Origin of the sequence: Vibrio sp. CB1-14 (assembly GCF_040412085.2) — a bacterium.
Taxonomy (GTDB): Bacteria; Pseudomonadota; Gammaproteobacteria; order Enterobacterales; family Vibrionaceae; genus Vibrio; species Vibrio chaetopteri.
On the sequence record NZ_CP115920.1, the window covers coordinates 545,648 to 563,175 of the forward strand.

Sequence of the window (17,528 nt, forward strand, 5' to 3'; positions counted from 1 at the left end):
CAAAATCGCTTGCTTATTATTCGCCCTTTATGTAACATTTGCGGTCCTTAATTCTCGGTCTTTTTTATTAGTTCCTTGCTTCCTCTGGATGACCGAGCCAAACGTGGAAGCTAATAATCCGTAAGGAGCAACCAATGCGTCATTACGAAATCGTATTCATGGTGCACCCTGATCAAAGCGAGCAAGTTGCTGGCATGATCGAGCGTTACACTGGTTCAATCACTGAAGCTAACGGTACTATCCACCGTCTAGAAGACTGGGGTCGCCGTCAAATGGCTTACCCAATCAACAAGCTTCACAAAGCACACTACGTTCTAATGAACGTTGAAGCGCCACAAGAAGCGATTGATGAGCTAGAAACTGCTTTCCGTTTTAACGATGCAGTTCTACGTAACATGATCATGCGTACTAAAAAAGCTGTTACTGAGCCTTCTATCATGCTTAAGCAGAAAGAAGAGCGTTCTGAGCGTGCTCCACGTCGTGAAGAGCGTACAGAAGCTAAGCCAGAAGCATCTGCAGAGTAATTTTTTACTCATTTAGTACTTGGTAGTGGTTCTCCACTGCCGACTTTAAGACTTTAATTTAGATCAGGAGATAGCCCATGGCTCGTTTCTTCCGTCGTCGTAAATTCTGCCGTTTCACTGCAGAAGGCGTTACAGAGATTGATTACAAAGACGTAACAACTCTAAAAAACTACATTACTGAATCTGGTAAAATCGTACCTAGCCGTATCACTGGCACAAGTGCTAAATACCAGCGTCAGCTAGCTCGCGCTATCAAGCGTTCACGCTACCTAGCACTACTTCCGTACACTGATAAGCATCAGTAATCGGCACCGTTTAGAAAAGAGGATTAAACAATGCAAGTTATTCTACTTGATAAAATCGGTAACCTAGGTGGTCTTGGCGATACAGTTAACGTTAAATCTGGTTACGCTCGTAACTTCCTTATCCCACAAGGTAAGGCTGTAATGGCAACTAAGAACAACGTTGAAATGTTTGAAGCTCGTCGCGCTGAACTAGAAGCGAAAGTTGCTGAGCAACTAACTGCTGCTGAAGCTCGTGCTGAGAAAGTTAACGCTCTTGAAGCTGTTGTTATCGCTTCTAAAGCGGGTGACGAAGGCAAACTATTCGGTTCTATCGGTACTCGTGACATCGCTGACGCAATCACTGCGGCAGGCGTTGAAGTTGCTAAAAGCGAAGTTCGTCTTCCTGAAGGCGCTCTACGTACAACTGGCGAGTTCGAGATCAGCGTTCAACTTCACTCTGAAGTTTTCGCAACTATCGCACTACAAGTTGTTGCTGCTGAGTAATTCAGTTTCAATAACACGAGAAACACCAGCTTCGGCTGGTGTTTTTTGCTTATTTTCTATTGAATTAAGATACGGTTTGCTTTTTTCGAAAGCTTAGAAGGCGAACAGTAGATTCACTGTAAAGATTGAGTCACGCTTACTTAAGGTAGGGCTAGGTACCTTGGTGTGATACTTACTGTCATAGGCAAGCTTAAGGGCAATGGTTTCGGTAATGTCGTTGGTGACGTTTAACTCCGTATCCAAACGCGTGTTGCTTTGACCTGCGGTGACCGTGAGCTTGGTGGCGACCGTTAGGTTATCCAGTGGGTTCCAGGAAAAGTTAATATTACCGCGGACAATGGCTTCTTTTACTATGTCCTTGAAAATGATCTCATCATCATCAATTTCATCAACGTTAGGTTCTTGATAACGAAAACCGGGACCAAGTTCGGCTTCAAGCAAAAGTGAATCAGTATTAAACAACTGATAACCCAAACCGCCCGAAATAGTATGGTCTTCAAAATAGGAGCTGTAGCGAGAAGTAAAACCGTTATAGTTTCCGTACAGATAGGTTCTTGGGCCTAACTTGTAGTCGGTTTGCAGTAAATAGTTTTGCTGGTTTTTGTCTTCTTCCCCATTCTTGTACAATTGATAGTACTTCCATTCACCGTTGGTACGGTGCCTCCCCTCGGTGTATTCAGCGCCAACACGAGCGTTTAGCGATTGAGAGTCGGTATTGCCTGAGTGGGCTTGATAGCCGAACTCTACTTCAGTTTTGAGTGGGGAAGGCGGAGTCTCTTCACTGTCACCAGAAGGCGTGAACTCTTCAGCATAGACAGCCGGCGATGCAAGCAGCACTAAACCAAATAACAACTTCTTAGACACGAAAACCTCATGGCATGGAGAAAAGGGCTGGGGATTATATGTGTGGCATATTCGTTCATCGTCAGCGATAGGTCAAATATTGATTCATGAACCATCGCTTTTGTCGCGTTTTCTTTACTTTAGCCGACACTGAGTTGTGTATATAATGGTGGGTCTTAGTGTGTTATCGAGTTAGGTCATGGCGGATAGTCGAAATCAGAAAAGTAAAGATGCTCAAGTGGACTCAGTGAAGGTACCTCCTCACTCCCTAGAGGCCGAGCAATCGGTCTTAGGTGGTTTGCTGTTGGACAACCAACGTTGGGATACCGTGGCTGAAAAAGTCATTAGCAGCGATTTCTATAGCAGACCGCATCGTTTGATCTTCGAAGGTATTCAAGCCATTCTCGAAGAGAGTAATCCACTCGATTTAATCACGCTTTCCGAACATTTAGAGCTGCGCGAACAGCTCGATGATGTTGGCGGCTTTGCTTATCTTGCTGACTTAGCGAAGAACACGCCGAGTGCTGCTAACATCAATGCTTATGCCGACATCGTTGCCGAGCGAGCGCTGGTTCGTAACCTAATCGGCGTTGCCAACGAGATTGCTGATGCTGGCTACGATCCGCAAGGACGCTCTTCAGAAGACTTGTTGGATTTAGCGGAAAGCAAAGTCTTTAAAATTGCTGAAGATCGTACTAGTGAAAACGAAGGCCCTCAGAATGTTGATAACATTCTTGAGAAAACCCTAGAGCGAATTGAGATACTCTACAAAACGCCACAAGACGGTGTGACGGGTGTGACGACAGGCTTTAACGACCTCAACAAGAAAACAGCGGGCCTGCAGGGCTCTGATTTGATTATTGTGGCGGCGCGTCCATCTATGGGTAAAACCACCTTCGCGATGAACTTGTGTGAAAACGCAGCAATGGCCAGTGACAAGCCTGTGCTTATCTTCTCGCTAGAGATGCCTTCTGAGCAGTTGATGATGCGTATGCTTGCATCCCTTTCTAGAGTCGACCAAACCAAAATCCGTACCGGTCAGCTTGACGATGAGGATTGGGCGAAAATCTCGACCACCATGGGCATGCTCATGGAAAAGAAAAACATGTTCATTGATGATAGCTCCGGCTTAACACCGACGGAAGTACGTTCTCGTGCTCGCCGAATTGCCCGTGAACATGGCGGTCTGAGCCTTATCATGATCGATTACCTTCAGTTGATGCGCGTCCCTTCACTTTCTGAAAACCGTACTCTGGAAATCGCGGAGGTTTCTCGCTCGTTAAAAGCCTTGGCTAAAGAGCTTAACGTACCAGTGGTGGCGCTTTCACAGCTTAACCGTTCCTTGGAGCAGCGTGCTGACAAGCGCCCCGTAAACTCGGATCTTCGTGAATCGGGCTCTATTGAGCAGGATGCCGACCTTATTATGTTCATCTATCGTGATGAGGTGTACCACCCAGATAGTGCGCTAAAGGGCATTGCTGAAATTATCATTGGTAAGCAGCGTAACGGTCCTATCGGCTCAGTTCGCTTAACGTTCCAAGGTCAATTCTCTCGCTTTGATAACTACGCAGGTCCTGCGTTTGACGAAGAATAGTAGGATAGTTGCATGAGTTATATGAAAGCGGCGACGGCGCACATTAATTTAGAGGCGCTGGCGCACAATTTGGCGTGCATTAAACAGCAAGCGCCCGATAGCAAAATTATGGCAGTGGTAAAGGCAAATGGCTACGGTCATGGTCTTAGACATATCGCTAAGAGTGCCCAAGGTGCTGATGCATTTGGTGTGGCGCGTATAGAAGAGGCATTGCAGCTAAGAGCCAGTGGCGTGGTAAAACCTATCCTTTTATTAGAGGGTTTTTACTCGCCGAACGACTTGCCGGTTCTAGTGACCAACAATATTCAAACCGTTGTTCATTGCTACGAGCAACTTGAAGCGTTAGAACAAGCCGAACTCGAAGTTCCTGTCGTGGTCTGGCTCAAAGTCGATAGCGGTATGCACCGTCTTGGCGTTCGCGAAGAGCAATATCAAGAATTTGTCGAGCGCCTGCATCGCTGCGATAACGTGGCGAAACCGCTGCGCTATATGAGTCACTTTGGCTGCGCGGATGAGCTTGAAAATCCAATGACGAAACAGCAAATTGAGCTGTTTCTCTCGTTAACTGAAGGCTGCAATGGTGAGCGCTCAATGGCTGCGTCTGCTGGCCTGCTAGAGTGGCAACCAAGTCAGCTCGACTGGGTTCGACCGGGCATTATTATGTACGGTGTGTCGCCATTCGGAGATAAAACGGCCGCAGAGATGGGCTTTAAGCCAGTGATGACATTGAAGTCTCATTTGATAGCAGTACGTGATGTTAAAAAAGGCGAGAGTGTAGGCTATGGCGCAACATGGACCAGTGAGCGAGATACCAAAGTCGGCGTGATTGCGATTGGCTATGGCGATGGTTACCCGCGAACCGCACCAAACGGCACGCCAGTACTGGTAAATGGCCGCAAAGTGCCGATAGCTGGTCGAGTTTCAATGGACATGCTGACCGTTGATCTAGGTCCAGATGCTCTAGACCGAGTCGGTGATGAAGCTATCTTGTGGGGCGAAGAGCTACCCTCTGAAGAAGTCGCAGACCACATCGGCACTATCGCTTACGAGCTAGTGACCAAACTCACCTCACGTGTAGATATGAGCTACAGCGAAACCAACTAGCCGCTACCTTGCTCTGCTAGTATCGATGTCATCCCTGCGCAGGCAGGGATCTTCTTGCCGCGATTTCAGAACCCAACATTGTTCTTACTTCAAACCTGTCCCTGCAACGTCGCAATCACCCGGCGCTCACCACCAAAATCTCGATGCTCCCCCAAGTAAATACCCTGCCATGTTCCCAAAGCCAACTGACCATTACTAATCGGAATCGACACGCTTGCACCAAGCAATGAGCTTTTAATATGCGCAGGCATATCATCGCTGCCTTCATAAGTATGACGGTAGTATGGTGCATCTTCCGGTACGTAACGATTGAAGTGACTCTCCATATCCGTGCGCACGGTCGGATCGGCATTTTCATTTAAGGTTAAACTTGCTGAGGTATGTTGAATGAAAAGATGTAGCAAACCTACAGAGTAGTCTCGAAGCTGGGGCAATTGTTGTTCAATTTCATCAGTGATTAAGTGAAAACCACGCTTTTTCGCGCTGAGGTAAAGGGTCTTTTGTTGCCACATAATCACTCCTCTGTATTATAGTGCTAAGCATATATAAGATGTTGTCTGAATTTGTTTACATTGTGAACCGATACGTGACCTAACTCAAGGAGCGTACAGGCGCTCTGGTTCATAATTACGCCTGAAAATTTATTACTAAACAAAGCCTCGGCTTTATGAACAACATACAAGATTGTAACGACGAGTGATCATCAAGGGCACTCGTCTGTATTTAGAATATACTGTTTATTATTCGCTAAACTGGGGGTTCCTTTTCCTTGGGGGGATTGGGAATAAAACCGACTAAAAATTGGGATAGAGACCATGTTGAAAAACATCAATCCAACGCAAACTGAAGCTTGGAAAGCACTGACAGCGCACTTTGAATCTGCGCAAGATATGGATTTAGCAGAGCTATTTGCACAAGACGCTGACCGCTTTGGCAAATTCTCTACACGCTTCGGCTCTGACATTCTTGTTGATTACTCAAAAAACCTAATCAACGAAGAAACAATGAACAACCTTTTTGCTCTAGCGAACGAGACTGAGCTTAAAGGCGCAATCAAAGCGATGTTTGCAGGCGATACCATCAACCAAACAGAAGGTCGTTCGGTTCTTCACGTTGCTCTGCGTAACCGCAGCAACACGCCAATTATGGTAAATGGCGAAGACGTTATGCCGGCGGTAAACGCGGTTCTAGAGAAGATGAAAGGCTTCTCTGAGCGCATCATCTCTGGTGATTGGAAAGGTTACACTGGCAAAGCAATTACTGACGTTGTGAACATCGGTATCGGTGGTTCTGACCTTGGTCCTTACATGGTGACTGAAGCCCTAGCGCCATACACAAACCATCTAAACATGCACTTCGTGTCTAACGTTGATGGTACTCACATCGCAGAAACTCTGAAGAAAGTTGACCCTGAAACAACGCTATTCTTGGTGGCTTCTAAGACATTCACCACTCAAGAAACCATGACAAACGCGCACTCTGCACGTGACTGGTTCCTAGCATCTGCATCAGATGAAGCGCATGTTGCTAAGCACTTCGCAGCGCTGTCTACTAACGCGACATCAGTAGCTGAGTTCGGCATCGACACCGACAACATGTTCGAGTTCTGGGACTGGGTCGGCGGTCGTTACTCTCTATGGTCTGCAATTGGTCTTTCTATCATCCTAGCGGTTGGCTACGACAACTTCGTTGAGCTACTAGCGGGTGCACATGAGATGGACAAGCACTTTGCTGAGACTGATCTAGAAAGCAACATCCCAGTATTGCTTGCTCTTATCGGTATTTGGTACAACAACTTCCACGGCGCTGAGTCTGAAGCGATTCTACCTTACGACCAATACATGCACCGCTTCGCTGCGTACTTCCAGCAAGGCAACATGGAATCTAACGGTAAGTTTACTGACCGTAACGGTGAAGCAGTGGACTACCAAACGGGTCCAATCATCTGGGGTGAGCCAGGCACTAACGGTCAACACGCGTTCTACCAGCTAATTCACCAAGGTACTAAGCTTATCCCTTGTGACTTTATCGCACCGGCGATCTCTCACAACCAAGTAAGCGACCACCACCAGAAGCTAATGTCTAACTTCTTTGCTCAAACTGAAGCACTAGCGTTCGGTAAGTCTAAAGAGACAGTAGAAGCAGAGTTTGCAAAAGCAGGTAAGAGTGCGGAAGAAGTGAAAGATCTTGTACCATTCAAGATCTTTGAAGGTAACCGCCCAACTAACTCAATCCTAGTGAAGCAAATCACACCTCGTACTCTGGGTAACCTAATCGCGATGTACGAGCACAAAATCTTCACTCAAGGTGTTATCTGGAACATCTTCAGCTTTGACCAATGGGGTGTAGAGCTTGGTAAGCAACTAGCGAACCAAATCCTACCTGAGCTAGCAGACGACAGCGAAATCTCGTCTCACGACAGCTCAACCAACGGTCTAATCAATGCATTTAAAGCGTTCAAAGCGTAATCATTGAAAAGCAAAACTGAAAAAGGTGCCGAATGGCACCTTTTTTTATGTCTTTCTCAGGCTTTTTTGTTGCTATCGAAAGGCGTTATTTCGCTTTTGGTAACACCACAACCTTAGTCTTCGCCCAGATATCGTGGAAGCCACGTTTTTGAGGGTCAATTGGCACTGCAAGGTTGGATAGACCAAACGCTGAGGTTGCGAGTCTAATCAGCGCCTGCGTGACGGTGATTCTGCCACCCTCAAGGTTTTGCACTTCAATCTTCCAAGCTCGCATACCAAGCGTTTGGCCTGCTCTTGTCCAAAAGAACACAATAAAGTAGATCCAAACAAACGCCAGATAACCGGTGTACACAGGGCTCCAAAGTGGGTGACTTCCTAAGAAGTCGCTGGCATCGGCATATGGAGCGTAAGACATCAGTCCTGCGGCAACAAGTGCTTCCATTATTGCGACAACAACGCCGCCAGCCATCATCACTACCGCAAGAATAATCAAGCTATCGTAGAACAGCGCACCAAGCCTGCGAAAGAATCCTGCAGGTGGGAGAGATTGGGTTTCCATTGAGACAAACTTCCATAACTAAAACTTGCCACAGCATAGCGATTTCAATGCCAAGGGGAAAGCCTTGCCCATCGCATTGCTTCACATTGTGGTGAAAATAGCAGCAAACAATAGAATATTCAGCGTTTTGCTCTTGCGCGATCTAAATGCTTACGTATAATGCCAAGCATCAAAGGACATCAGTCCAAGATGCCGGTGTGGTGAAATTGGTATACACGACGGATTCAAAATCCGTTGCCTTCGGGCGTGGCGGTTCAAGTCCGCCCACCGGTACCATATTTAAACGATAAAGCCTCGACGAAAGTCGGGGCTTTGTTGTATCTGGAGTTTGTAAACTCAACACAGCTATTATTCAGCTATCTGCTTTTTAAACGCCTTGTCAAAAAACACGATCGCATTTTTACCCTGTGTCGCCGTGAAGGTGTGATTGCCATCGTGGGCGTATTCTTCATGAGAGATGTGACGTTTTTTCAACTCGGATGCTAGGTAAGCGCTGCCTTTCGGTATCCAAGGAAACTGGTCGTTCATGCCGTATTCGATACGAATCGAGCTTAATTTTTGTGGTTGTTTGAGATAGCGTTCGAGCTTGTCGGGAATAGCACCAAATCCTGACTCCCACATCGCTTTGATTGCAGGGTCGTTCGCATCCCAGTCGTACCATTCGGCCTTGGCTTCGCTATTTTCAATTGGAGCGAAGGCGGCGGCATAGCCTTTTAGTACTCGATACCAGCGCATCGTTTGCCACTGGGTAACCGCGTCTGTTAATCCATTTTCATCAAACAGCCCGGCGCTAAACGCATGCATATGTTGAAAGGTATCGGGATGGCGCAGGGCGAGGTTGGTTGTAGCAAAGCCACCCATCGAGAAGCCTGCTAGCCCTCTATAATGCGCTTCGCTCAATGTCCGATAGTGGGTGTCGAGATAATTGATGACGTCGTTGACTACAAAGTCCTCCCAGTTACCTGTCACGGCCGAGTTGACATAAAAGCTTCCGCCAAACTGATTGGCGCCATTAACGCCAACAATGATCATTTCTGTGAGCGCGTTGTCTTGCGCTAAAAGAGTCGGTAAATGTTTGGCGATTCGGTCTGCTTCGCGCACTGAACCGTTGTAACCGTGAAGGTAGTAAACGACAGGATAGCGTTTATTGCTGGTGTGATAACTCGGTGGCAGGGCAACAAACAGTTGCTGGGTGTCGCTATTGTCTAGGTATCCTGATTGCAATGAGGGAGCTGGGATCTGAATGGTCTGCTTGAGTGGTGAGCTGGCCAAGGCATGGGGAATGGCCATAACTAAAATCAGGCAAGTAAGTGCTGCGCGGTAGAGTGGTATCACAAAAAACTCCTTCTAAAGACGTAGGTTGATGGGTTTTTGTACAACAATGCAGACATCTTTGGGGGATAAGATGCGAAATGGAGCATCTTTATGCGAGTGTGTTCATATTTGATGGCGTGAGTTTGATGAAACGGAGAGTTTAAAAATATCGCACCATATCGGATTAGCGCTTCGCTGTGTTTGTCTCAAACACAGCGAAGCGCTAGAATCTAGGTATCAGAGAGGAGAATGACTGTGGGCGCAAAATATACCTATCTCGCTTGGCAACAAACCAATTTAGAAGCGAGCCATAAGTTAGTATTGTTGAAGTTGGCTGACTTATGTGGACAGGATGGCTCAGTTGCTGTTGTGCTCTCAGAGATTGCCAAAGAGTGTTTGCTTGGAGAGTTTGGCCTTGCCGATGTGCTCACTGCGTTGGCGCAAAAGGGCATGCTGCAAAAAGGTCAGGTGAGCTCAAATGGCCGAGAGCAGGTGCATCACTTTACTCTGTCGCTTTCTGAGCCAAACAGCTTACCGGTGATTGAGACCAGTCGCGAGCATCAGTCGCAACCTACGCCTGTGGTAACAACACCTCAAGCATCCCCGGCGCCGCCTTGGACATATCATCCAATGAACTTATATAAAGTGCCGGTGGCGATTAGGGACAGCTTGTGGCAACGGTTTATCTGCGAACGTGATGTACGAAATGTCAACGAAGTGCGTCGCGATTCGATGTTGCGAGACTGGCTGGAAATGATGAAAGGCTCTGGTGGTTTTGAGCAGTACTTTGAAGGTGAGTCGCAAGGGCGAAATGACCGAGTTCCAGCCACTCGCCAGCGCACGCAAGCGCCTTCGAATGCCAAGTACATTTCAACTCATGACTTGCAAGAGAATGAAATCGCCGAGTGGGCGATGCAGTCTATCCTACATTCAGGTATGACAGCCGACCCACATCTGTTCTGGGAAAAATTTGTTGTTTACTACAAAGCACGCGCTAATGAATTTTTGTCGGTCACGCAAATGCTGAACAAGCTCAGACTGTGGATCGTTAACGAGAAACAAGCGGAAGATAGACGCAGACAAGCCGATGAAAGGCGTCGTCAGTCTTTCCAACAAAGCCAGAAAGCGGGTGAAGTAAGTCCGTCGGAAGAGTTTCGTGAATACTTGCGTGGGCAAGGTAAGAATCCGAATTTTTAGTATGATGATCCCGTTGTGGTCACTAAGGTAAAGGGTCAATATGAGTAGTGGCAAGAAGCCAAAAAACTTAGATTTTGGCGCAATGGAAAAGAAGCTCCGCGAAATGGGCGTCAGTGGCAACCTTGAGCATTTGAAATCTGCAAAATCAGAGCCTTCGGTGCAGGAGAGTAAGCCTTCAGAGCCCGCTACCTCGCCTAAGATGGATGCTCCGAGCACTCAGGTGCGAGCGACCCCGTCCGTTGAATCTCGCCCGGTGGTGAAAGAAACTCGTCCTATGTTACAAACCGACGGTGAACCGGAGCGTCAGCCGAGTGATTGGTGTAACTACATTTTTGGTACTTTGCTGAGTATTTACGAGTCCACGTGGATAAAATCTTATGGCAGAAGGCCAACCGGTCGCTTTTTAGATTTCGCAGACAGCCTGACTGAGGCTGAGTTGATGCGAGTCATTCAGCATTGTCGTGAGCGCTTACAAGCTGGGGAAAGGTGGCCGCCAATTATGGGTGAGCTTGCCCTGCTGAAAAGTCAGCTGACCGAATCTGAATCACTGGAAGCCTTGAATCGCGTCGTGAGCAAAACGCCGAAGAACCAAATTGAAAAGTGGATCATGCAAAACAAAGGCTATGAGCTAAGACGCTTGCCTCAATCGATGATCGTTCGACGTTTTAAAGAGTTCTACCGTGAAGCCATGAGCCTGCAAGAAAAAGGCAAGTTGGTCACAGAGGCGCCTAAAGCGCTGCCAAGTCAGTCGGTGAAGAACCTGGTAGATCTAAAGCGAGAAGAGTATGAGCATCAGCACGGCAAGGCTCTCGACCCGCGTATTCAATCCATTCTTGACCGTAAATCTTAACCAAATGTCGCGCTCGCTGTTGTAGCGAGCGTCTTACTTTGTATCGTTCTGTTATATATCCGAATCACACTTTATTGATTAATGAGTGAATATTCGCCGTAAGTTCTTTAGAATCACCGCGTGTTTTTCAGCCAATTGCAGTATCGTTGTGGCAAGTATCAAAATTTCAGTGGATCGAATTCAGCCTGGTCTTCATATCAAGATCCCCCTCAAATGGAATGAACATCCCTTTCTATTCAACGTTTTCAAAATCAAATCTGATCAGCAAGTACAGGTGATCCGTCAACTAGGCGTGAAGTATGTCTATGTGACACCAGAGCTTAGTGATGCTTTGCCGTTGCCAGTACAACAAGCATTAGCGCCTGCCGCGAACGATGAGGCTGCGCAATCAGAGTCCGATGCGCTTTGGCAAGAGAAGCAGCAACGCATCGAAGAGTTGTCGGCCTATCGTAGGAAAGTCTCTCGCTGTGAAAAAGAGTTTGACCGTTCATTGGCGCGTATTCGCAACTTGATGACCAAGTTAAGAAGTCGTCCAGAGCAAGCGGCAAAAGAGGCAGCGCAACTGGTCGATGATATTGTTGAATCGCTGCTATCACAGGACGATGTGACCTTACACCTAATGGGCAGTAAGACAGAATTCGAAGATCTCTATTTCCATTGCTTAAACGTCTCGATTCTGGCGATGATGATCGCGAAAGCGAAAGGGCTTAAGGCAGAAGAAATCAAAATGGTCGCGATGGCAGCGCTATTTCATGACATTGGCAAGGCAAAAATTCCAGCGGCCATACTGCGTAAGAGCACACCGTTGACCGAGCCTGAAAATAACTACCTCAAGCTGCATACCAAATACGGCAGTGACATTGCGAGGGCGATAGACATCTTGCCAGAGAAGGTGATCACGGTTATCGAGCAGCATCATGAACTTCTCGATGGTTCGGGTTATCCAAATGGTCTTAAAGGCGATGAGATTGATGTGATCTCTCAAATTGTCTCGGTAGCAAATGCGTTTGATAACTTGTGCCATCATCAAAATCCCGCAGAGAAGAAGATCCCATATACCGCGCTTTCTTGCTTGTATAAGCACGCTAAATCGCACTACAACAATGAGAATTTAAACATTCTTATCAAGTACATGGGTGTCTACCCACCAGGTACTATCGTGAAGTTGTCGAACGAAATGGTTGGCCTTGTGGTATCCATTAACAGCGCGAGCTTACTCAGCCCAAATGTGCTGCTTTACGATCCAAGCGTGCCTAAACTGCAAGCTCCTATCATTGCGCTTGAAGATAAAGACTTGAAGGTAGAGTCGGTGATTCATCCTGAACGTTTACCTGAAGAAATCCGTGAATACTTAAATCCACGTGCTCGAGTGTCCTATTACTTTGATGACAACGCCAACTAGCGTTGCACTAGTTGGCGTATTTCATGTCACAGTCCCATTAGTTAGGGTAAGTGGATAAATACAAGCAGATTATTGCACAGGTGCAAACAATGTTGGTTCAGCATTCGGTGTCCAGTTAGCTTGTGACACGTGTGCGGTAATTACCTGATATTTAGCTCCGTTGTAAACCACGACATCACCAAGCGCATAGCTAACATTTAGCTGCCAGTTGGTCGTTGGATCCGCGTTGTACCATAAAGTTGAATGCAGTGAGGGTGCCCAATCATTTTGTGCAAAGTGATCTTTCTGAGCGACGTAAATGGTACCTTGATGGTTAACGTGATCGCCTGCTTGATAGTGAGTATCTGGCGCCCAATCTTCGATGTAGTTATCCAAAGTATCAAATACATAGCCTGCTTGCAGCGCTAGCTCCAGGAACTTGTCCAGTTTTGGGATATTTTTGGTTTCGCCCATGCCACGGTGGCCATCTTCAAACAAAAACTCATGGGTCAGCACAATGACTTTGTCTTTATGAAGGGCGGTATCACAAGGGAAGTTTTGTGCTTTCGAGTTTACTGGTTCAATGGTTACCGGTGCGCAAGAATTAATAGACGCTTCAACATACGCCAAAAATGGCTCTGGCTCGGTCAAGCTATTCGCTGGCATCTCAATTCCCCAGTTCTCCGGTGCCCAGTCAAGGTCCCAACCGAACAGTTGATAGCTATCGTTGGTGAGCATGTCTGATAAAGTCATCGCATTGCTGGAGCTGTTTGATGGGTTGTCTGGATCGCAGACATAGTTAGGATCCCAAGGCAGATAATCATCAGAGGTCGCACAAAGGTCATCGGCATTAAAGCTCTTAGCGACACGCCATCCATTGGTATACGGTAGGCGGGCAAACTGATCGGCGACATAATTAGGATAGCTAGTGATGTTCGGGATGTATTGTTCAAATTTCGCTAAGTTGAGCGGGAAATAGGTGTAATCGTAGGCTGGATCGCGATAGGAATTGACGTTGTGCATGCCTGTCGCATTACACGCTGCTGCGGTGTTTTCACCGTTCAGACCATCACAGTTGTGTACCATGTGATCATAGCTGTGGTTACCAACCATGTGTCCAGTATTGAGTGCCAGTAGCAGTGCCTCTAGCGCACGGTCTTCATTTTCATCACCAATACCATCTAAGTGCCAAGCATTGAAGAAGAACGATCCTTTCACATTGTGTTTATTGAGGGTTTCGATCACTTTGATCGACGCGTTAATGGGGCCATCATCAAATGTCAGATAGATGGTGGCTTTTGGCTCGGCCGCAGCAGCGCTAAATGATAGAGGGATAAGTAAGCTACTGACGATGCTAGTGATTTTCTTCATAATAAGTCCTATAAGTGTGAGTTTTAATAATACTTCTTTCCAAAAATCGATTTTAATTTAACGAAAAAAATAAAATAAAATCGGCAGATCTTTTATTTTTGCGATCCATTTCAATTAAAAACGCAACCGGTTGCGCTTTAATGTTAATGTTATTTTTGTTACCGTTGTTTTGTAACTGCTATGGAGGCTTTATGAAGAAAATATTACTTTGCTGTAGCGCTGGAATGTCGACCAGCATGCTCGTAAAAAAAATGGAACAATCAGCGGAATCTCGTGGTATTGAGTGCGAAATTCAAGCTAAGTCTGTATCAGATTTCAATGATGCGATTGGTGAGTACGATGTATGCCTACTGGGGCCTCAGGTCAGGTTTCAGCTAGAGGAACTTAGAAAAGTGGCCACGGAGCATGGCAAGAATATTGATGCCATTTCACCACAAGACTACGGAATGATGAAGGGTGCGGAAGTATTAGATCAAGCGCTTGCCTTAATAGATTAGTCAATTAATAACGTTAACGTGAAATAAAGGAATATGTTATGAAGCTTTATGATGCGATTATAAGTGTCGTCGAAAAGCACATCGCGCCAATAGCCACAAAAGTGGGTAATCAACCCCATGTTCGTGCAATGAGAGATGGTTTTATTGTTGCGATGCCATTTATTATTGTCGGTAGTTTTTTACTAGTTTTTGCTTTTCCCCCATTTTCGGAAGACACCACCAATAGCTTCGGCCGAGTCTGGTTAGACTTTGCCACCACACACTTTGATACCATCATGATGCCCTTTAGTATGTCGATGGGTATCATGACGATCTTTGTTTCCCTTGGGGTCGCTTATAGCCTCGCCAAATCTTATAAGATGGATGGCATTACCAGTGCTACGCTGTCTCTGATGAGCTTTTTGCTGGTGGCAGCACCAGCAACAGATGGCGGCCTGCCAACCGGTCATATGGGTGGTACTGGTATCTTTACCGCAGTGATCTGTGCGTTCTTTGCGGTTGAGCTTTATCGTTTCATGAAAAAGCACAATATCACCATCCGTATGCCAGAGCAGGTGCCCCCTGCAATCGCGCGCTCTTTTGAAGTGCTACTGCCTGTCTTGGCAGTCTTCTTTACCTTGTACCCACTGAGCATTTTTGTTCAAACCACGTATGACATGCTGATCCCAGATGCCGTGATGGCGATGTTCAAACCATTGGTGAGTGCTTCGAATACTTTGCCAGCCATCATAGGTGCCTTGTTAGTTTGTCAGTTGCTTTGGTTTGCAGGCATTCACGGTGCGGCGATTGTGGTTGGTTTGCTATCACCAATCTTCCTAACCAACATCAGCGCCAACATTGATGCATTTGTTGCAGGTGAACCGGTACAAAATATCTTTACTCAACCGTTCTGGGATTTCTATATCTTCATTGGTGGCTCAGGTGCAACGTTCGCACTTGTACTGCTTATGATGTTCAGTCGCTCAGTCCACTTAAAGAGCTTAGGTCGCATGAGTGTTGTGCCTGGTTTCTTCCAAATCAACGAACCTGTGATCTTTGGTAGCCCAGTTGTACTTAACCCGATTCTGTTTATTCCATTTGTGTTTACGCCAGTCATTAACGCGACGATTGCCTACTTTGCAGTGCATGCAGGTTTAGTTGGAATGGGTGTAGCGACAACCCCTTGGACGGCGCCAGCCATCATAGGTGCATCCTGGGGATCAGGCTGGACACTATCACCAGTGCTGCTCGTTATCGCACTGTTGATTTTGGATCTATTCCTTTACTTACCGTTCTTCAAGATGTTCGAAAAGCAATTGCTTGAGCAAGAACAGCCAAAACAAGAGAGCGAAGTGGCGCAGCCAGGAAAAGCAGCAACCGCATAACGATTAGCATTATTGAGGAGAGTATCATGGACCAAGAATTGGTAGTGATGGAGATCATCTGCAACGCAGGTGAAGCAAGAAGTTTGTGTTTTGAAGCACTGCAAGCGGCCAGAAAGCAAGATTTAGCCACTGCAGACGCGTCATTAGCTCAGGCAAAAGAGTGCTTGAATAAAGCACACTTGATTCAGACTCAGCTTATCGAGCTGGATCAAGGTGAGGGTAAGGTACCCATGACGTTAGTGATGGTGCACGCCCAAGACCATTTGATGACTACCATTCTTGCCCATGAGCTCGCAACAGAGCTGGTGGAGCTAAGAAAAGCATTGGTAAAGGAGTGATCCTATGACAGTCCAATCCCTGAAAATTGCCGTTATCGGTGGTGGCAGCAGTTATACCCCGGAGCTAATAGAAGGCATATTACTGAGGCAAGACTTATTACCTGTTCGCGAAATCTGTTTAACTGATATCGAGGCGGGTAAAGAAAAGTTAGAGGTTATAACAGCGCTAACCCAGCGTATGGTTGCTAAAGCAAAAGCCGATATCGTCGTCTCTCAAACCTTGGATAGAAGACAGGCGATACAAGGGGCGGACTTTGTGATGACGCAGTTTCGTGTAGGTGGGCTTAAAGCTCGTCAACGCGATGAAGCCATCCCATTGAAGTATGATCGAGTAGGACAAGAAACGACAGGGGCGGGCGGCTTTGCTAAAGCGCTTCGAACCATCCCTGTTGTTTTAGATATCTGTCGAGACATTGAAGAACTCGCGCCTAATGCGTGGATGCTAAATTTCACCAACCCCGCAGGCTTGGTTACCGAAGCCATTCATAAATACAGCAAAGTGAAGACCATTGGACTTTGTAATGTTCCAGTCTCAATGCAAATGATGGCGTCAGAGATGCTAGATTGCGAACCTAGCGCCTTGCAAATGAAATATGCAGGGCTTAACCATCTAGTTTGGGTGACCAGTGCATACCTCAATGGTAAAGAAGTCACCAAAGAGCTGCTCGGTAAAGTAGGTGATGGTGCTAATTTCTCGATGAAAAACATTTTTGAAGAGCCTTGGGACCCTGATTTTCTTAATGCATTGGGTGTGATTCCTTGCCCGTATCACCGCTACTACTATCAAACAGAAGCTATGCTGGCAGAAGAAAAACTATCCTTTATGGAAAAAGGCAGTCGCGCCACGCAAGTCATGGAAACCGAAGCTGCACTGTTTGAACTTTATAAGCAAGCTTCGCTAGACAGTAAACCAAAGGAGCTAGAAGAGCGCGGCGGCGCTTACTATTCCGATGCATCATTGAATCTAGTGGACGCTATTTACAATAATCGAAATGATATCCATGTGGTTAATGTTGCGAATGCTGGCGTGATCAGTGCTTTGCCGGATGATGCGGTGATTGAGTGTTCTGCAGTGATTGGTAATAGCGGTGCAACGCCAATTGCAGTGGATCCGTTGCCTCATTTTGTTGAGAGCCTGATAACCAGGGTAAAAAGCTATGAGATGCTAACAGTGGAGGCGGCTGTACATGGAGATAAGGAAAAAGCGTTACTGGCATTGGCGACTCATCCTTTAGTTGGCGATATTCAAATCGCAAAATCGCTGCTTAACGACCTCCTAGAGCAAAATAAGGATTATTTGCCACAGTTTGTATCGCTACAGGGAACGTTGGATTAA

The 17,528-nt window shown here is 46.5% G+C and carries 18 protein-coding genes and 1 tRNA gene; 14 read left to right on the forward strand and 5 right to left on the reverse strand.

Features of this window, described 5'->3' with window-relative positions; genetic code table 11:
* The first annotated feature begins 134 nt into the window (after positions 1-134).
* From rpsF to rplI, 3 genes are all read left to right on the forward strand, one after another.
* The gene (rpsF, locus tag PG915_RS02470; protein ID WP_353496513.1) at positions 135-524 is read left to right on the forward strand and encodes a 30S ribosomal protein S6; all 390 of its coding nucleotides are present in this window, start codon (positions 135-137) and stop codon (positions 522-524) included.
* Positions 525-601: 77 nt separating this feature from the next.
* Positions 602-829: a 30S ribosomal protein S18 gene (gene rpsR, locus PG915_RS02475; RefSeq protein WP_353496514.1), complete on the forward strand. Its 228-nt coding sequence runs from the start codon at positions 602-604 to the stop codon at positions 827-829.
* Between the two features lie 30 nt (positions 830-859).
* On the forward strand, positions 860-1,312 hold the full coding sequence (gene rplI / locus PG915_RS02480; protein WP_353496515.1) for a 50S ribosomal protein L9: 453 nt from the start codon (positions 860-862) through the stop codon (positions 1,310-1,312).
* A gap of 93 nt (positions 1,313-1,405) precedes the next feature.
* Here the strand turns inward: rplI and PG915_RS02485 are convergent, their stop codons facing one another.
* Complete coding sequence (locus PG915_RS02485) at positions 1,406-2,176, reverse strand: DUF481 domain-containing protein (RefSeq protein WP_353497740.1); 771 nt, start codon at positions 2,174-2,176, stop codon at positions 1,406-1,408.
* 178 nt (positions 2,177-2,354) lie between these two features.
* Between PG915_RS02485 and PG915_RS02490 the strand changes: the two genes are divergently transcribed.
* Together PG915_RS02490 and alr are read left to right on the forward strand one after the other, a co-directional pair.
* The gene (locus tag PG915_RS02490) at positions 2,355-3,749 is read left to right on the forward strand and encodes a replicative DNA helicase (protein WP_353497741.1); all 1,395 of its coding nucleotides are present in this window, start codon (positions 2,355-2,357) and stop codon (positions 3,747-3,749) included.
* Between the two features lie 21 nt (positions 3,750-3,770).
* Positions 3,771-4,853 carry an alanine racemase gene (gene alr, locus PG915_RS02495; RefSeq protein ID WP_353498647.1) on the forward strand — a complete coding sequence of 361 codons (1,083 nt, stop codon included), beginning with the start codon at positions 3,771-3,773 and terminating at the stop codon, positions 4,851-4,853.
* Positions 4,854-4,942: 89 nt separating this feature from the next.
* Here the strand turns inward: alr and PG915_RS02500 are convergent, their stop codons facing one another.
* Positions 4,943-5,365, reverse strand: a complete 423-nt coding sequence (locus tag PG915_RS02500) for a secondary thiamine-phosphate synthase enzyme YjbQ (protein WP_353497742.1) — start codon at positions 5,363-5,365, stop codon at positions 4,943-4,945.
* A gap of 303 nt (positions 5,366-5,668) precedes the next feature.
* Here PG915_RS02500 and pgi point away from each other — a divergent pair, with 303 nt between their 5' ends.
* On the forward strand, positions 5,669-7,321 hold the full coding sequence (gene pgi / locus PG915_RS02505) for a glucose-6-phosphate isomerase (protein WP_353497743.1): 1,653 nt from the start codon (positions 5,669-5,671) through the stop codon (positions 7,319-7,321).
* A gap of 85 nt (positions 7,322-7,406) precedes the next feature.
* Here the strand turns inward: pgi and PG915_RS02510 are convergent, their stop codons facing one another.
* Complete coding sequence (locus PG915_RS02510) at positions 7,407-7,880, reverse strand: RDD family protein (protein WP_353497744.1); 474 nt, start codon at positions 7,878-7,880, stop codon at positions 7,407-7,409.
* A gap of 191 nt (positions 7,881-8,071) precedes the next feature.
* Here PG915_RS02510 and PG915_RS02515 point away from each other — a divergent pair.
* Positions 8,072-8,156, forward strand: a tRNA-Leu gene (locus tag PG915_RS02515).
* Between the two features lie 72 nt (positions 8,157-8,228).
* Here PG915_RS02515 and PG915_RS02520 read toward each other — a convergent pair.
* On the reverse strand, positions 8,229-9,215 hold the full coding sequence (locus PG915_RS02520) for an alpha/beta hydrolase (RefSeq protein WP_353497745.1): 987 nt from the start codon (positions 9,213-9,215) through the stop codon (positions 8,229-8,231).
* Positions 9,216-9,449: 234 nt separating this feature from the next.
* Here PG915_RS02520 and PG915_RS02525 point away from each other — a divergent pair, with 234 nt between their 5' ends.
* The 3 genes from PG915_RS02525 to PG915_RS02535 all read left to right on the forward strand — a co-directional run bounded on the left by PG915_RS02525 (position 9,450) and on the right by PG915_RS02535 (position 12,643).
* Positions 9,450-10,391 (forward strand): hypothetical protein, encoded by a 942-nt coding sequence (locus PG915_RS02525; protein WP_353497746.1) that lies wholly within the window; start codon positions 9,450-9,452, stop codon positions 10,389-10,391.
* Between the two features lie 40 nt (positions 10,392-10,431).
* Positions 10,432-11,241, forward strand: coding sequence for a hypothetical protein (locus PG915_RS02530; RefSeq protein WP_353497747.1), 810 nt, complete (start codon positions 10,432-10,434; stop codon positions 11,239-11,241).
* A 148-nt stretch (positions 11,242-11,389) separates the two neighbouring features.
* Positions 11,390-12,643 (forward strand): HD-GYP domain-containing protein, encoded by a 1,254-nt coding sequence (locus PG915_RS02535; protein WP_353497748.1) that lies wholly within the window; start codon positions 11,390-11,392, stop codon positions 12,641-12,643.
* 69 nt (positions 12,644-12,712) lie between these two features.
* On the opposite strand, the gene PG915_RS02540 is transcribed toward PG915_RS02535, so the two are convergent.
* On the reverse strand, positions 12,713-13,993 hold the full coding sequence (locus tag PG915_RS02540) for a carbohydrate-binding protein (RefSeq protein WP_353497749.1): 1,281 nt from the start codon (positions 13,991-13,993) through the stop codon (positions 12,713-12,715).
* Positions 13,994-14,184: 191 nt separating this feature from the next.
* On the opposite strand from PG915_RS02540, the gene PG915_RS02545 reads away from it, so the two are divergent.
* Genes PG915_RS02545 through PG915_RS02560 form a run of 4 tightly spaced genes read left to right on the forward strand, consistent with a single transcriptional unit; the run spans position 14,185 to position 17,528 of the window.
* A complete protein-coding gene (locus PG915_RS02545) occupies positions 14,185-14,490 on the forward strand; it encodes a PTS sugar transporter subunit IIB (protein WP_353497750.1) in 306 nt (101 codons plus the stop codon).
* 38 nt (positions 14,491-14,528) lie between these two features.
* A complete protein-coding gene (locus PG915_RS02550) occupies positions 14,529-15,854 on the forward strand; it encodes a PTS sugar transporter subunit IIC (protein ID WP_353497751.1) in 1,326 nt (441 codons plus the stop codon).
* A gap of 26 nt (positions 15,855-15,880) precedes the next feature.
* The gene (locus PG915_RS02555) at positions 15,881-16,192 is read left to right on the forward strand and encodes a PTS lactose/cellobiose transporter subunit IIA (RefSeq protein ID WP_353497752.1); all 312 of its coding nucleotides are present in this window, start codon (positions 15,881-15,883) and stop codon (positions 16,190-16,192) included.
* Positions 16,193-16,196: 4 nt separating this feature from the next.
* Positions 16,197-17,528: a 6-phospho-beta-glucosidase gene (locus PG915_RS02560; protein WP_353497753.1), complete on the forward strand. Its 1,332-nt coding sequence runs from the start codon at positions 16,197-16,199 to the stop codon at positions 17,526-17,528.

What these genes read in the sequence shown, in the direction of transcription:
- pgi (WP_353497743.1), top strand. Translation starts at nt 5,669, where the DNA reads ATGTTGAAAAACATCAATCCAACGCAAACTGAAGCTTGGAAAGCACTG.
- alr (WP_353498647.1), top strand. Translation starts at nt 3,771, where the DNA reads ATGAAAGCGGCGACGGCGCACATTAATTTAGAGGCGCTGGCGCACAAT.
- PG915_RS02530 (WP_353497747.1), top strand. Translation starts at nt 10,432, where the DNA reads ATGAGTAGTGGCAAGAAGCCAAAAAACTTAGATTTTGGCGCAATGGAA.
- PG915_RS02490 (WP_353497741.1), top strand. Translation starts at nt 2,355, where the DNA reads ATGGCGGATAGTCGAAATCAGAAAAGTAAAGATGCTCAAGTGGACTCA.
- PG915_RS02560 (WP_353497753.1), top strand. Translation starts at nt 16,197, where the DNA reads ATGACAGTCCAATCCCTGAAAATTGCCGTTATCGGTGGTGGCAGCAGT.
- PG915_RS02545 (WP_353497750.1), top strand. Translation starts at nt 14,185, where the DNA reads ATGAAGAAAATATTACTTTGCTGTAGCGCTGGAATGTCGACCAGCATG.
- PG915_RS02540 (WP_353497749.1), bottom strand. Translation starts at nt 13,993, where the DNA reads ATGAAGAAAATCACTAGCATCGTCAGTAGCTTACTTATCCCTCTATCA.
- PG915_RS02500 (WP_353497742.1), bottom strand. Translation starts at nt 5,365, where the DNA reads ATGTGGCAACAAAAGACCCTTTACCTCAGCGCGAAAAAGCGTGGTTTT.
- rpsF (WP_353496513.1), top strand. Translation starts at nt 135, where the DNA reads ATGCGTCATTACGAAATCGTATTCATGGTGCACCCTGATCAAAGCGAG.
- rplI (WP_353496515.1), top strand. Translation starts at nt 860, where the DNA reads ATGCAAGTTATTCTACTTGATAAAATCGGTAACCTAGGTGGTCTTGGC.
- PG915_RS02550 (WP_353497751.1), top strand. Translation starts at nt 14,529, where the DNA reads ATGAAGCTTTATGATGCGATTATAAGTGTCGTCGAAAAGCACATCGCG.
- PG915_RS02555 (WP_353497752.1), top strand. Translation starts at nt 15,881, where the DNA reads ATGGACCAAGAATTGGTAGTGATGGAGATCATCTGCAACGCAGGTGAA.
- PG915_RS02510 (WP_353497744.1), bottom strand. Translation starts at nt 7,880, where the DNA reads ATGGAAACCCAATCTCTCCCACCTGCAGGATTCTTTCGCAGGCTTGGT.
- rpsR (WP_353496514.1), top strand. Translation starts at nt 602, where the DNA reads ATGGCTCGTTTCTTCCGTCGTCGTAAATTCTGCCGTTTCACTGCAGAA.